The 14,463-nt window shown below is 64.5% G+C and carries 11 protein-coding genes; 1 reads left to right on the forward strand and 10 read right to left on the reverse strand.

The genetic code is table 11. From position 1 onward, the window contains the following. Nucleotides 1-34: 34 nt before the first annotated feature. The 5 genes from asnB to FG93_RS21215 all read right to left on the reverse strand — a co-directional run bounded on the left by asnB (nucleotide 35) and on the right by FG93_RS21215 (nucleotide 8,009). Nucleotides 35-2,035, reverse strand: a complete 2,001-nt coding sequence (asnB, locus tag FG93_RS21195; protein ID WP_210165835.1) for an asparagine synthase (glutamine-hydrolyzing) — start codon at nucleotides 2,033-2,035, stop codon at nucleotides 35-37. Nucleotides 2,036-2,313: 278 nt separating this feature from the next. Then, nucleotides 2,314-4,164 (reverse strand): ABC transporter ATP-binding protein, encoded by a 1,851-nt coding sequence (locus tag FG93_RS21200; protein ID WP_152579548.1) that lies wholly within the window; start codon nucleotides 4,162-4,164, stop codon nucleotides 2,314-2,316. A gap of 21 nt (nucleotides 4,165-4,185) precedes the next feature. Continuing rightward, nucleotides 4,186-5,127: an ABC transporter permease gene (locus FG93_RS21205; protein WP_043238025.1), complete on the reverse strand. Its 942-nt coding sequence runs from the start codon at nucleotides 5,125-5,127 to the stop codon at nucleotides 4,186-4,188. Further along, a complete protein-coding gene (locus FG93_RS21210) occupies nucleotides 5,093-6,052 on the reverse strand; it encodes an ABC transporter permease (RefSeq protein ID WP_043238026.1) in 960 nt (319 codons plus the stop codon). Before FG93_RS21210 ends, FG93_RS21205 begins: the two co-directional genes overlap by 35 nt. A gap of 169 nt (nucleotides 6,053-6,221) precedes the next feature. After that, nucleotides 6,222-8,009, reverse strand: a complete 1,788-nt coding sequence (locus FG93_RS21215) for a peptide ABC transporter substrate-binding protein (RefSeq protein ID WP_043238028.1) — start codon at nucleotides 8,007-8,009, stop codon at nucleotides 6,222-6,224. Between the two features lie 201 nt (nucleotides 8,010-8,210). Between FG93_RS21215 and FG93_RS21220 the strand changes: the two genes are divergently transcribed. Then, nucleotides 8,211-9,629 carry a M20 family metallopeptidase gene (locus FG93_RS21220; protein WP_043238029.1) on the forward strand — a complete coding sequence of 473 codons (1,419 nt, stop codon included), beginning with the start codon at nucleotides 8,211-8,213 and terminating at the stop codon, nucleotides 9,627-9,629. Between the two features lie 89 nt (nucleotides 9,630-9,718). On the opposite strand, the gene FG93_RS21225 is transcribed toward FG93_RS21220, so the two are convergent. From FG93_RS21225 to FG93_RS21245, 5 genes are read right to left on the reverse strand one after another with little or no spacing between them, the layout of a single operon-like run. After that, the gene (locus FG93_RS21225; protein ID WP_043238031.1) at nucleotides 9,719-10,594 is read right to left on the reverse strand and encodes a hydrolase; all 876 of its coding nucleotides are present in this window, start codon (nucleotides 10,592-10,594) and stop codon (nucleotides 9,719-9,721) included. Next, on the reverse strand, nucleotides 10,591-11,598 hold the full coding sequence (locus tag FG93_RS21230; RefSeq protein WP_043238034.1) for an ABC transporter ATP-binding protein: 1,008 nt from the start codon (nucleotides 11,596-11,598) through the stop codon (nucleotides 10,591-10,593). Before FG93_RS21230 ends, FG93_RS21225 begins: the two co-directional genes overlap by 4 nt. Beyond that, the gene (locus FG93_RS21235; RefSeq protein WP_043238037.1) at nucleotides 11,595-12,575 is read right to left on the reverse strand and encodes an ABC transporter ATP-binding protein; all 981 of its coding nucleotides are present in this window, start codon (nucleotides 12,573-12,575) and stop codon (nucleotides 11,595-11,597) included. Before FG93_RS21235 ends, FG93_RS21230 begins: the two co-directional genes overlap by 4 nt. Further along, on the reverse strand, nucleotides 12,572-13,480 hold the full coding sequence (locus tag FG93_RS21240; protein ID WP_043238039.1) for an ABC transporter permease: 909 nt from the start codon (nucleotides 13,478-13,480) through the stop codon (nucleotides 12,572-12,574). The genes FG93_RS21235 and FG93_RS21240 overlap by 4 nt, the downstream gene beginning before the upstream one ends. After that, nucleotides 13,477-14,454, reverse strand: coding sequence for an ABC transporter permease (locus tag FG93_RS21245; protein ID WP_043238041.1), 978 nt, complete (start codon nucleotides 14,452-14,454; stop codon nucleotides 13,477-13,479). Before FG93_RS21245 ends, FG93_RS21240 begins: the two co-directional genes overlap by 4 nt. Between the last annotated feature and the right edge of the window lie 9 nt (nucleotides 14,455-14,463).

Consider the following 14,463-nt stretch of genomic DNA (forward strand, 5'->3'; position numbering starts at 1 on the left):
ACCGCCAGTTGTCAGCATTGCGCGGACTGCCCCCTCAGAGGGTCGCGCCCGTGCGCTCCCCCCACAAGCCGAGATTGACGATGCGCCAGAGCGTGAAGTCGAGCGGACGGTCGCCGTCCAGCATCTCCTGCGCGAGCGCCCGCACCCCCGTCGCATTCATCAGCCCGGGATAGCGCGAGAGTGTCTTCTCAATCCCGTCTTCAACCAGACCGCGCAGTGGCCCCCGGAACCAGATCTGCTCCGGCGTGGCAAAACCGAGCTTGTCACGGCGTTCCTTCACGACCTCCGGCAGGATGCCGTTCATGCCCCGGCGCAACACGCGTTTGGTGTCGCCACCGACGATCTTATGGTCGTTGCCCAGAGCGAGGCTGAACTCGACCAGCGGATGATCGAGGAAAGGCACACGCGCCTCGATAGAATGTGCCATCGAGTTGCGGTCTTCCCAATGCAACAGCATGGCGAGATTGGAGCCATAAGTCAGCGTCATGCACAGCGAGCGGAGGTCAGTGACGGCAGGCAGGCCGAGCTCATCCGTGGCGAGCTCAAGCGCGGTCCGCGGATTGCCCTTCTGGCGCAGGGTATCGGTGCCGAGCCAATCGTGTTGCGTCAACGCCCGATGCTGCTGGCGCAGCAGGCCCGCCAGCCCCGGCGGCAGCAACGGAACGAGATGATTGCGAATCTGCTCGTAGATCGGAGTGCCGTGGTAGCGGTTGCGCTCGATAATCGTGGTCAGCAGCTGCCCGAACTGCCGCCGACGCGTGAGGTCAGCCATGTAGTACGAGAAGCCGCTGTGATAGCCTGACAGTTGCTCGTCGGCCCCTTGCCCGTCGAGCATGACCTTGACGCCGACGCGGCGCGCCTCCTCGAACACGCACCACTGCGCGAAGATCGACGTTGAACCGAAGGGTTCATCCTGATGCCAGGTGATATCCGAGGCCCGCTGGAACACGTCATCGGCCTTGGGAAAGATAAAATGCGGCTCGGTATGGGCATGCGCAACAACCGCATCCATGAACGGCTTCTCATCGACGCTCTTCTCAGCGTAGCAGGCAGAAACCGTGTTGACCCTCGACCCGCCGGAATCCGAGCCCATCATGCCCGACATCAGGCTGACGATCGCCGATGAATCTAGGCCGCCTGACAGGCACGAACCGACCGGAACGTCCGACCGCAGATGAAGCCGCACGGACTCCGTCAGGAGCTCGCGAAAACGCTCGGCGGCCTCGCCTTCCGAAATCGAAAGCTCGCCGGCCGACGCCGGGTACCAGCGCCGCAACTTAACGGCCACAGAGTCTGAAATGCTCGCATCGATCGTGGCGCACTCGCCGCCGCGTACCTGCATCACGCCTTCGAACATCGTCTCAGCCGTGTGGTCGGCGATACCGGAGGCAAGGAAATCGTGCGCCCGCGCAATGTTCATCCGACCGCTCAGCCCTGGCAGGCCGAGCAGCTGCTTGATCTCCGAGGCAAAGGCGGTACCGCGCGGCGTCGCGAACAGGTAGAGCGGCTTGATGCCGTAGCGATCACGAGCAGCGAAGAGTTTCTTGTCTCGTTCGTCCCATATCAGAAATGCAAACATGCCTCGCAATCGCGGCAATGCGTCCTCGCCCCAGAGCATATAGGCACGCAGCAACACCTCGGAATCCGATTCGGAGATGAAGACCTCGCCTTTAGCCCGCATCTCTTCGCGCAGTTCGATGTAGTTATAGATCTCGCCGTTGAACACGAGCCAATAACGGCCCGACGGATCGCACATCGGCTGCAATCCTGCATCCGTCACGTCGATGATCGCAAGTCGGCGATGCCCGAGCGCCACTGGGCCTACTTGGCTCGCAAACGTCTTCCAACCACGACCATCGGGACCGCGATGTGCGACAATATCGATCCGTTGGGGGTCCGGCTCAAAGCCAACCGACCCGAAAATCCCACACATCAGCCAACCTCGTCGGTGCAGATCCAGACTACCGGATCCCGCCAAAAACAACCATTCGCGAAGGCTTATATTGATGGTGCCCCGATTGGTCGAGAGGAGCACAGCCCACGGACGCGAGGGGGTGCTGACGCGTCGGCATTAAACTGCAGCAGGCGGAACATGCCATTGCATATGAAGACTGAGGTGACCGACCTCGGTCGCAAGCCGCTGCCTGAATAAAGCCACGCCCTCAACCATCACACGTTAAGCGTGCTCATCGGGGCACTTTATTGCGGCGCCGACGAGCAGAAGCTGTTCAGCTCATCGGCTCGCTCGAGTGCACACAGAAAAGGAGATGTGCCGGGCGCAGCAAAGCGCCGCCCCCCGCATATCGATCAATCCTACGCCACCTTTGCCACCGCTGCCGGCTTTTCCCATTCCTCGCCCCAGATCATCACGGCGTGGCCGGGTGAGACCTCGCGGAATTGGCGGATCGGCGAGACGTAGTCGGGCGCACGCACCGGGCTCTTGATCTCGTCGTTCGAGACCGGGCGCTTCTCGAGGCGCCGCGCCGGATCCGGAACGGGCACTGCCGCGAGCAGGCGCTTGGTGTAGGGGTGCTGCGGATTGCCGAAAATCGCCTCGCGCGGGCCGATCTCGACGATCTCGCCGAGATACATCACCGCCACCCGGTGGCTGACGCGCTCGACCACCGCCATGTCGTGCGAGATGAAGAGATAGCCGAGCTTCATCCGCTCCTGCAGCTCGAGCATCAGGTTGATCACCTGCGCCTTGACCGAGACGTCGAGCGCCGAGACCGATTCATCCGCCACGATCAGCCGCGGCTCGACCGCGAGTGCGCGCGCAATGCAGATCCGCTGGCGCTGGCCGCCCGAGAACTCGTGCGGGAAGCGGCTCGCCATTTCGGGCAGAAGCCCGACGCGGCGCAGCAGCTCGGCGACCTTGTCGCGGGCCTCCGAGCGCGTCGCGAGCTTGTTGATCAGCAGCGGCTCGGCAATCGCCGCGCCGACATTCATGCGCGGGTCGAGGCTGGCGAAGGGGTCCTGGAAGATCATCTGCATGCGCTTGCGCCGGTCGCGCAGCGTGCGCTGGTCGAGCTTCAGTACATCCTCGCCATCGAGCAGCACCGAGCCGGAGAGCGGCTCGATCAGCCGCATCACCGAGCGTCCCGTCGTCGACTTGCCGCAACCGGATTCGCCAACCAGCGCCAGCGTCTCGCCCGCCTGCAGGCTGAAGGAGACGTTCTCGACCGCATGCACACGGCCCTTGACCCCGCCCAGCAGCCCGGCGCGGATATCGAAGCGGGTCGTCAGCCCGCTGACCTCGAGCACCGGACGCTCGGCATGAGCCACCGTATCGGATGTCTCGGTCGGAACGTCCGACAGGCCCGTTGCGCGGTCGACGACGGGGAAGCGCATCGGCCGTTTGTGGCCGATCATCGAGCCGAGCTTCGGCACCGCCGAAAGCAGCGACCGGGTATAGGGGTGCGTGGCGCGCGCGAAAATATCCTCGGTGGCGCCGGTCTCCACCGCCTGGCCGTTATACATCACCACCGTGCGGTCGGCGATCTCGGCGACCACGCCCATGTCGTGGGTGATGAAGAGGACCGACATGCCCTCCTCGTCCTGCAGGCTCTTGATGAGCTCGAGGATCTGCGCCTGGATCGTCACGTCGAGTGCCGTCGTCGGCTCGTCCGCGATCAGGAGCTTCGGCTTGCAGGCCAAGGCCATCGCGATCATCACGCGCTGGCGCATGCCGCCGGAGAAGCGGTGCGGGTATTCGTTGAAGCGCGACTTGGCGGCCGGAATACGGACCTTCTCCAGCAGCCGAATCGTCTCGGCCTCGGCCGCACTGCGCGACAAGCCGCGGTGCAGGATCAGCGCCTCTGCGATCTGGAAGCCGATGGTCAGCACCGGGTTCAGGCTCGTCATCGGCTCCTGGAAGATCATCGCGACGTCATTGCCGCGGATATGGCGCATATCGGCATCGGGCAAGGTCAGCAGTTCCTTGCCGGAGAGCTTGATCGAGCCCTCGATCTTGCTCGAGCCGGGCGGTGTCAGCCGCATGATCGAGAGCGCGGTGACGCTCTTGCCGGAGCCGGATTCACCGACGACAGCCACCGTCTCCTTCGGCCCGATGTCGAAGGAGACGTCGCGTACCACCGAGCGCCACTGGCCCTCAACACGAAACGAAGTGGTCAGGTGCGATACAGAGAGAATGGGAGAGGTCATGCTGAAGCTTTCCAGTCTTTCCTAGATCACGCGGCGTGGATCGAGCGCGTCACGCAGGCCGTCACCAATGAAGTTGATCGAGAGAACGGTGAGGAAGATCGCGGCGCCAGGGAACATGGCCCAGTGCGGAGCGACATCGAGATGGTCCTTGGCGTCGAACAGGATCCGGCCCCAGGTCGGGATGTCCGGCGGGAAGCCGAGACCAAGGAAGGACAGGGTCGATTCGGCGATGATCGCGGAGGACACCTCGATCGTGCCGGCAACGATGACCGGTCCCATCGCGTTGGGCAGGATATGGCTGACGACCTGCCGCCATTTCGTCGCGCCCGACGCACGCGCCGCCTCGACGAACTCCTTCTCGCGCAGTGAGAAGAACTGGGCCCGGACGAGGCGAGCGACAGGCATCCAGCGCAGCCCGCCGATGACGACGACGATCAGGATGAAGACGCCGCCTTCGAGTCCAAACACCGCCTTGAGCTGTTCGCGGAACAGATAGATCACCAGCAGCAGCAGCGGCAGCTGCGGCAGCGACAGGAAGAGGTCGGTGATCCACATCAGGAACGAGTCGACATACCCGCGCGACATGCCGGCGATCGCGCCGACGACGACGCCGACGAGGGTTGCGACCACCATGGCGGCGAGACCGACAGCAAGCGAGATGCGCCCGCCATAGATCATCCGCGCCAGGATATCCTGACCGAGATCGTCGGTGCCGAACGGATGACTCCAGGACGGCGTCTGCAGCTGCGCCGCGAAGTCGATATCGTTGATCGCCACGGGCCAGATCCACGGGCCGATGACGACGCCGAGCACGAGCAGACCGAGCACGATCGTGCTGATCATTGCCAGGCGGTGCCGGCGGAAGCGGCGCCAGGTCTCGCGCGCCGGCGAGACCGACATGCTCCGCGCCGGCGAGCCGGCTGTCGGCTCAACGGAAGGAGATACGAGGGTCGAGCCAGCCATAAAGGAGATCCGCAATGAGGTTGAAGAAAACGACGAGGCAGGCGAAGACGAAGGTCACCGCCATGACGACCGGGGTGTCGTTGGCGAGAATCGCCGTGATCAGCAGCGAGCCGATACCGGGCACGCGGAAGATCTGTTCCGTGACGATGGCGCCCCCGAATACCGCAGGCATCTGCAGCGCGACCAGCGTGACGACCGGGATCAGCGCGTTGCGCGCCACATGCCGGATCGTCACCTTCTTCTCGCTGAGGCCCTTTGCCCGGGCGGTGGTGACATAGTCGAGCCTGACGACGTCGAGCACGGCGGAGCGCACATAGCGCGTATAGGAGGCAGCCTGGAAGAGGCCGAGCACCAGGATCGGCATCAGCGCCTGCCGCACCATCTCCCAGTACCAGCGCCAGCCCGTCGCCGCGATATCGGAGCGATAGACGAAGGGCAGCCAGTCCAGCTTGATCGAGAACAGCAGGATGAAGAGCAGGCCGGTGAAGAACGTCGGCAGCGAGAAGCCGACGAAGGCGAGCGTGTTGGCGATCTGGTCGAAGACCGAGTAGGGCCGCGTCGCGGCATAGATGCCGACCGGCAGCGCGATCGCAAGCGCCAGCAACTGCGAGGTGCCGACAACGAAGAGCGTCGTCGGCACCCGCTGCAGGATGAGGTCATCGACATTGATTCGGCTGGCGAAGGAAAAGCCCCAGTCGCCCTGCGCCATGGCCGTCAGCCAGCGCACATAGCGCACCATCACCGGATCATCGATGCCGAACTTCGCGCGCAACGCCATTCGGACTTCGGGAGGCACATTGGGATTGGTCGCGAGCTCCTCGAACGGGTCGCCGGGCGCCAGCGCAAGAACCGTAAACAGGATCAGGCTGATGCCCAGAAGGCTCGGAATGGCGATGAGCAATCGCCGTATGAGGTAACTCGCCATGTACAGGTCTCTGTCAGCGTGCGGATCGGGACCGTAAACCGGAACCGAAGGATGCAGGGAGCAACGAAGATGCCCCTGCGATGATCCGGCTCCGGCCGGTCAATGAACGGTCGGTACTCACCATTCGCGAGAGCGCATTGCGCTCTCGCGAATGGATTGGCCGCTTCTACTAGCTGCGATACCAGCTCGCCAGTCGCCAGACGTCACTGTCCCAGCCGCTATATTTCGGCGTCAGGTTGTTGGCCGCCGCAGCGACGCGCGTGCGCGACAGGAGCGGCAGGATGACGTTGGCCTCGCAGAAGATCTCATCGACCTTGATCAGGAGCGCGGCGCGCTTGGCCGGGTCGAGCTCCTTCTGCGCAGCCTTGTAGGCGTCGTCCGCCTCCTTGCTGGCGTAGCGCGAGACATTGCGGCCGAGCCACTTGTTCTCCTTGTTGGCGATCTCCCAGGAGGTGAACTGGTTCAGGAAGCGCTCCGGATCGGGCTGCGGCTGCGTCGTGGTGTACATCTCCATGTCGCAGTACAGTTTGGTGTAGGTGTCGGGGTTGGCGACGTCCGAAGAAAAGAACACGGACGCGGTCACCGATTTCAGCTCGAGATCGATGCCGGCACGCTGGCAGGCCTGCTTGATGATGGCCTGGGTCTTCTGGCGCGGCGCGTTGATCGAGGTCTGGAAGACGTATTTGAGCTTCTTGCCATCCTTCTCGCGGATACCGTCCGCGCCCTTCTTCCAGCCGGCATCGTCGAGAATCTTGTTCGCCTTCTCCACGCTGAACTCGTATTTCAGCTTCTTCGATTTGAACATCTTCGGCTCGTTGACGAAGCTCGCCGTCGCGGTGCCGCCGCGGCCATAGATGAATTTCTGGATCGAATCGCGGTCGATCAGCAGGTTGATCGCCTGGCGCACGGCCGGATCGCTGAGCGTCGGATGCCTGGTCTTGACGCTCGAGCGCTCGCCATCGACCTCGGTCCACGGATCGGTGGTGTTGAGGATGATGAACTCGATATTGCCGCTGGGAACCGCCAGCACGCGCCCGCGCCCACCGGTCTCCATGCGCTTGAGGATCTCGTCCTCGACCTGCATGTTCCAGGCATAGTCAAACTCGCCGGTCTGCAGCACGGCACGCGCCGCCGAAACCGCGTCGCCGCCGCCCTTGACTTCGATTGTGTCGAAATGCGGTTGATTCTTGACGTGATAGTCGGGGTTGCGCTCGCCGGTAACGATGTCACCCGGCTTGAAGTCGACGAACTTGTAGGGGCCGGTCCCGACCGGCTTCAGGTTGGCCGGCGCCTCGCGCGACTTCGCACCCTTGTATTCGCCGAAATGGTGCTTCGGGATGATCATGCCGGCAACGCCGACGAAGGGATCGGCCCAGAACGGCGTCGCCTCCTTGAAGATCACCTTGACGGAGTGGTCGTCGACCTTCTCGACCTTGATGTCCTTGTAGGAACCGGTCGTATAGGCCGCAGTCGCCGGATCGGCTGCATATTCCCAGGTGAAGACGACGTCGTCGGCAGTCAGCGGCTTGCCGTCATGCCATTTGACGCCCTGCTTCAGCTTCCACGTCACCACCTTGCCGTCGGCAGACAGTCCGCCATTCTCCTTGGAAGGGGCTTCGGCAGCGAGGCACGGAATGAGGTTGCCTTCGGCATCCCAGCCGGCCAGCGGCTCATAGAAGACGCGCGAGGCTTCCTGATCCTTGGTGCCGCTGGCGAAATGCGGATTCAGCAGCGTGGGGGCCTGCCAGAGCAGGATCTTCAGCGGGCCGCCGCCGCCGGCCTTGGTCGGCTTGTAGTCGTCGGCCGGCTGCGCCATCGCGACGCCATTCCAGGCCAGCATCTGGGTCGCAATCGGGGCGCTCAGGCCCAGCGCCACCATCTTCTGCACGAAGGAGCGCCGCGACAGGCCGCCTTCCTTCACATCCGCGATCAAACCTCGCAGGTCGTGCTCGTTCATAAATACCCTCCGCCAATCGGCAACTGATAAAACTTCGGGGGTCTTGCGCCCCCTGCTCTTCCCTCAAGCAGTCGCCAGCAAGGCATGTGCCAAAGAGCGCGTCAACCATGCAGCGCAGCGCCTTGCAGTCCCGCTTGGAACTGACTGGACGCGTCTCTCCTGGCTTGCTCAAATGCCGAAACACTGAGAAGCGAGATAAAAATGGACAATCGAAACGATCTCTGGCGCCAGGTTGACGCAAGCAAGGAGCGCTTTATTGCGCTGAGCGAACGGGTATGGGGCATGCCCGAGGTCTGCTATACCGAGCAGCGCTCCGTGGCTGAACATGTCGCCGAGTTGCGCCATCAGGGCTTTAGAATCACCGAGAACGTCGCCGAGATCCCGACCGCAGTCATCGGCGAGGCCGGCGAAGGCGGCCCGGTCATCGCCTTCCTGGGCGAATATGACGCACTCCCCGGCCTCAGCCAGGAGGCCGGCATTGCGACGCACAAGCCGATCGAGGATGCCGGCCATGGCCATGGCTGCGGGCATAACCTGCTCGGCTCCGCTGCACTGCTCGCCGCCACGGCGATGAAGAACTGGCTGGCCGAGAACAAGATCCCGGGGCGAGTGCGCTATTATGGCTGCCCGGCAGAGGAAGGCGGCGCAGCCAAGGCGTTCATGGTTCGCTCGGGGGCCTTCGACGACGCCGATGTCGCGATTTCCTGGCATCCATCGAGCTTCTGGGAGGTCACCCCTCCCCTCTCGCTCGCCAACACGCGTGCCGACTTCATCTTCACCGGTCGCGCCGCCCATGCCGCCGCCTCGCCGCATCTCGGCCGCAGCGCGCTCGACGCCGTTGAACTGATGAGCGTCGGCGTCAACTACATGCGGGAGCACATGCCGAGCGATGCGCGCGTGCATTACGCGCTGCTCGATACGGGCGGCATCGCCCCCAATGTCGTCCAGGCGCATGCCCGCGTCCGCTACTCGATTCGTGCGCGCGACCTGCCCGGCATGCTCGAACTCGTCGAACGCGTCCGCAAGATCGCGGAAGGCGCGGCATTGATGACCGAGACCAAGATGGAAATGCGCATCATCAGCGCCGTTTCGAACGTCGTCGGCAACACCCCGCTCGAGAAGGCGATGCACGGCATTCTCGAGGAGCTCGGCGCTCCGCATTTCGATGAGACCGACCGCGCTTTCGCCCGCGATATCCGCTCGACGCTCTCGCCTCAGGAGATCGCTTCGTCGTGGCGCTCGATCGGCCTGCCCGAAACCGATGCACCGCTTGCCGATTTCGTCGTCCCGCTCGACGCACCGCGCAACCCGATGATCGGCTCGACGGATGTCGGCGATGTCAGCTGGGTCGTGCCGACGGTTCAGGCTCACGCACCCACCGTCGCGATCGGCACGCCTTTCCACACCTGGCAGGTGGTGGCGCAGGGCAAGAGCCCGGCCGCGCACAAGGCCATGGTCCAGGTTGCCAAGGCGATGGCAGCGACCGGCGCTGCCGTGCTCTCGGATCCTGCGCTGATGGCTGCCGCAAAGGCCGACCTGAAGACCCGCATCGGCAAGGACGGCTATGTCTCGCCGCTGCCCGCCGAGGTGAAGCCGCCGCTGAACATGTCACGCGGCTGAGACGAAAATAATCCCCAGCCGCCACTGGCGGCTGGGGATGACATTCGGATCCAAATCGTAGCGGCAGCGCGCCGCGACGAACAAGGAATTCAGAGAACCGGGGCTGCCTGCTGACCCAGTTCCTCGGCCGAGGGAATGCGGCCGCCCTCGAACCAGTAAGCCGCTGCGGCACGCGACATCGCCGCGCCGTCATGGCCGATTCCGTTCACCGCGATCAGCTGCCAGTTGCAGGGCAACCCGAGCCGTGCCGCCTCACGTTTGGCGAAGTCGAACATGAAATGAGCCCGCCCGTAGCGATGCGGCCCCTGAGCCAGGGCCTCGGCCTGCGACGGCAGGTTCGGATCGGCCGTGGCAATGTCCTGGTCACCGGCGAAAATGATCATCGGATAGGCAAGCCAGCGTGCCAGCGCCGCCCGATCCAGCCCGAGTTCACCGAGTCCCTCCGGGAAACTCCGGTCAAGGCATGGCAGCGTGTACCAGCCCGGATTGGAGGCCATCGCCGCCTCGAAGGGCTCCGCGCCCTGGGTCGCCAGCATCCGGTGCACGAACTGACCGCCGGCCGAATGGCCGAAGATGCGGATCACCGGACGGTCGATCACGCCGCCGGCGCGCAGCGCCTCAAGCACGCGCTGCGGCACAGAGTAGAGCCAGTTGTCCCGCGCCGCGATCGCGCCGTCGGCTCCGAGTACGAGCCCGTTATTATAGCCTTCGGCCTGCGGAAAATGCTCGTTGGAGAAGGTCGGCGCAACGATCAGGATGCCGTGCTTCTCGGCGGCATCGATCCAGAAATCGCGGTACTCGTCGCCATTGCGCAACATGCCGTGCTGCACGACCACCACCGGGTCGTTCGGCTTGTGGCCGGCGGGACGATAGATATTGACCTCGAGCGGCCTGTCGGGATGGAAGCGATCGACGAAAGGCAGCGTGCTGCGGCCGATAGCGGGCGTGAGCGAAGCAGTGGTCATGCGGTCTCCGGGGCCTTGTGCAAATGGCAGGCGGCGCTACGGCCGGGCGCGATCTCGGTCAGCTTTGGCCGGACCTCGCGGCAAACGGGCATCGCAAGCTCGCAGCGCGGATGGAACGGGCAGCCCGGCGGCGGCGCGAGCGGCGACGGCAACTCGCCCTTCAACGGCTGGAAGTCACGCTTGCGCCCGGCAGCGGAGGGGATCGCCTTGATCAGGGCCGCGCTGTAGGGATGGGCCGGTTCGGCGAAGATGGCGGAAGCAGACCCGATCTCGACGATCCGGCCGAGATACATGATCGCGACCCGGTCGCTGATATGACGCACCAGCCCGAGATCATGGCTGACGAAGAGATACGTCAGCCCGTGGCGCTCGCGCACATCCATGAACAGGTTCACAACCTGCGCCTGGATGGAAACGTCGAGCGCCGAGACCGGTTCGTCGCAGACGAGGAAGTCGGGCTTCACCGCGAGCGCGCGGGCAATGCCGATGCGCTGGCGCTGGCCGCCCGAGAATTGGTGCGGATAGCGCTCTCGATAGGCGAGATCGAGCCCGACCTCGGTCAGCGCCTGGTCGACGGCAGCCTCGATCTCCGCCTTCGGCAGCAGCTTGTGGACACTCAGCGCCTCGCCAACGATCCGGCTGACCTTCATGCGTGGATCGAGCGAAGCGTAGGGGTCCTGGAAGATCATCTGGACCTTCAGCAGGAACGCGAGCCGGTCCTTGCCCTTGAGCCCGGCCACCGGCTTCTGCTCGTAGATGACCTCGCCCGAACTCGGCTTGAGGATGCCGGTGGCGACACGCGCCAGAGTCGACTTGCCGCAGCCGGACTCGCCAACGAGCCCGAGCACCTCGCCGCGCTTCACACTGAGATCGACGCCATCGACAGCCCGCAGCGCCGGCGGCGCCTTGCCGCGGCCGGTCGCCATCAGGATGCGTTCAGCCAGGGTGGGATTGCGGCGGAAGTGCTTGGTCACGCCCTTCAGTTCGAAGACGGACGTGCTCATGCTGCCTCTCCCTGCGGAACCGGGTTATGGCAGCGGAAGCTGCGCTCGGCAGTTCCAGTTGGTGTCGGATCCTGCTCCGCGCAGATCAACTGGACGCGGCTGCAGCGAGGACGGAACGGGCAGCCGCTCGGGCGCCCATCGATCCGCGGCGCGACGCCGTCGATCTGGTTCAGGCGCGCTCCCGGCTCGACCATCGCGGCCGAGGAGTTCAGCAGGCCAAGCGTATAGGGATGCCGCGGCTGGTCGAGCACAGCGTCGACGGGGCCGATCTCGACGACCCGACCGGCATACATGACGGCGACCCGATCCGCGAGTTCAGCGACGACCGCGAGATCATGGGTGATCCACAGCACCGCCGTACCGGTTTCGCGGCTGAGCTTCTGGACCTCGAACAGGATCTGGCTCTGGATCGTGACGTCGAGCGCGGTGGTCGGTTCGTCGGCGATGATCAGGTCGGGCGCATTCAGGAGCGCGGTCGCGATCGCGACGCGCTGGCGCATGCCGCCCGAAAACTCATGCGGGAACTGCTTGAGCCGCGCCTCTGGCGACGAGATGCCGACACGCGCCAGCGCCTTGGCCGCCTCGCTCAGCGCCTCCGCGCGGCTGCACTGGCGGTGTTCCAGGATCGCCTCGCTCATCTGCTCGCCGATGCTGAGCACCGGGTTCAGCGTCATCAGCGGATCCTGGAAGATCATGGCGATGCGGTCGCCGCGCAGCTTGCGCAGCCGCTCTTCGGAAGCCGCGCGAAGGTTCTCACCGGCGAAGGTGATCTCGCCCGCAACGATCTCGCCCGGCGGGTCGATGAGCTGGACCAGCGAGAAACCGGTCACCGACTTGCCGGAACCGGATTCTCCGACCAGCCCGAGCACCTCGCCGCGCGCGACGCTGAGATCGACGCCGTCGACGGCCGGCCAGGCGCCATCGAGCGCGTGGAAGACGGTCCTGAGTCCCCGGACCTCGAGAAGCGGAGCACTCATGAGCGCACGTTGAAGCTGCGGCGCAGGCGGTCGCCGACAAGATTGAGCGACATGATGAGCAGCACCAGCGCGATGCCGGGAAATACCGCGATCCAGTATTCGCCGGAGAGGAGGAATTCGAAGCCGTTGGCGATCAGCAGCCCGAGCGATGGCTGCGTCACGGGCACGCCGACGCCGAGGAAGGACAGGGTCGCCTCCAGCGTGATTGCGCTCGCGATGCTGATCGAAGCGACCACGAGCACCGAACCGACCGAGTTCGGCAGCAGATGCGCCAGCATGATATGTCGGGTCGGCAGGCCGAAATTCAGCGCGGCCTCGATATATTCCTTGCGACGCTCGACCAGGGCCGCGGCACGCATCAATCGTGCATATTGCGCCCATTGCACCAGCACGATCGCGAAGATCACCTTGTCGACGCCACGGCCGATCGAGGCGAGCAGCACAAGCGCGATCAGGATCGAGGGAAAGCCGAGCATGAAGTCGACGACGCGCATGATCACGGCATCGACGGCGCCGCCGAACTGGGCGGCGAGCAGGCCAGCCGTAATCCCGATGACGAGCGCGCCCGCGGTTGCCGTGAGACCGACCATCAGGCTGGTCCGCAGCCCGTAGAGGATCGCGCTCAGCATGTCGCGACCCTGGGCATCGCTGCCGAGCCAGTAGGTGATGCCGGTCATGCCGCTGTCGCCGGGTGCCAGCCGGTTGTCCATCACGCTGAGCGCGGCGAGGTCGTGCGGGTTCTGCGGCGCGATGACGGGCGCGAGCACGGCGAGCAGGACAAGGATGCCGAGCAGGATCGCGGCGCCGCGCGTCGTTGGCCGGTTCCGGATCCGGCGCAGCACCGTCTCGCGCAGGGGCGTGTCGGCATAGGCCGGCACGAGGGGGGCTTTCGCCGGCGCGCTCATGCCATGTCTCCGGTCAGCTTCACGCGCGGATCGAGCGCGGCATAGAGGATATCGACGAGGAAGTTCACCGTGACGAAGAGCAGCGTCGCCAGCAGCACATAGGCGACGACGACCGGCCGATCGAGTTGGTAGATCGAGTCGATCAGGAGCTTGCCCATACCTGGCCAGGCGAAGACGGTCTCGGTGATGGTCGAAAAGGCGACGAGGCTGCCGAACTCGATGCCGACCACCGTTACGACCGGGATCAGGATGTTGCGCAGCACGTGCCGGCCGACGATGCGCTTGCGGCGCACGCCCTTGGCACGGGCATATTTCACATAATCCTGCGTCATCGTCTCGGTCGTGCCGGCCGCGACCAGGCGGATCATCAGCGCCGTATTGGGAATGGCGAGGTTGAGTGCCGGCAGGATGAGATGCTGCAGCCCGTCAAGCGTGAGCAGGCTGGTCTGCAAACCGAGTACGGAGACGGTCTCGCCGCGTCCCGCCGTCGGCAGCCAGCCGAGCACCACGGCAAAGAGCAGGATCAGCATCATGCCCTTCCAGAAATTCGGAAGCGAGTAGCCGAGCACGGTGCTGGCCATGATGATCCGCGATGGGCGGCTGTCAGGATCGAGCCCCGCGAGCAGTCCAAGCGGCACGCCGACCGTGACTGCCAGCGTCATCGCCAGCAGCACCAATTCGAAGGTTGCGGGCAGTCGGGCGAGGATCAACTCGATCGCAGGCACGCCATGCACGAAGGAGCGCCCGAGATCGCCTTTCAGGGCATTGCCCATGAAGGTGAAATATTGCTGCCAGACCGGCAGGTCGAGGCCGAGCCGCTTGATCAGTGCCGCGCGTTCGGCGGCACTGACCTGTGGCGAGACCAGGAGCTCGATCGGGTCTCCGATGCCATAGACGGCGAAGAAAACCACGACCGAGACCGCGAGCAGAACAATGACGCTCTGGATCAGCCGCTGCAAAACATAGGCGGTCATTGCGTTTGA

Origin of the sequence: Allobosea sp. LC85 (assembly GCF_000735605.1) — a bacterium.
GTDB lineage: Bacteria > Pseudomonadota > Alphaproteobacteria > Rhizobiales > Beijerinckiaceae > Allobosea.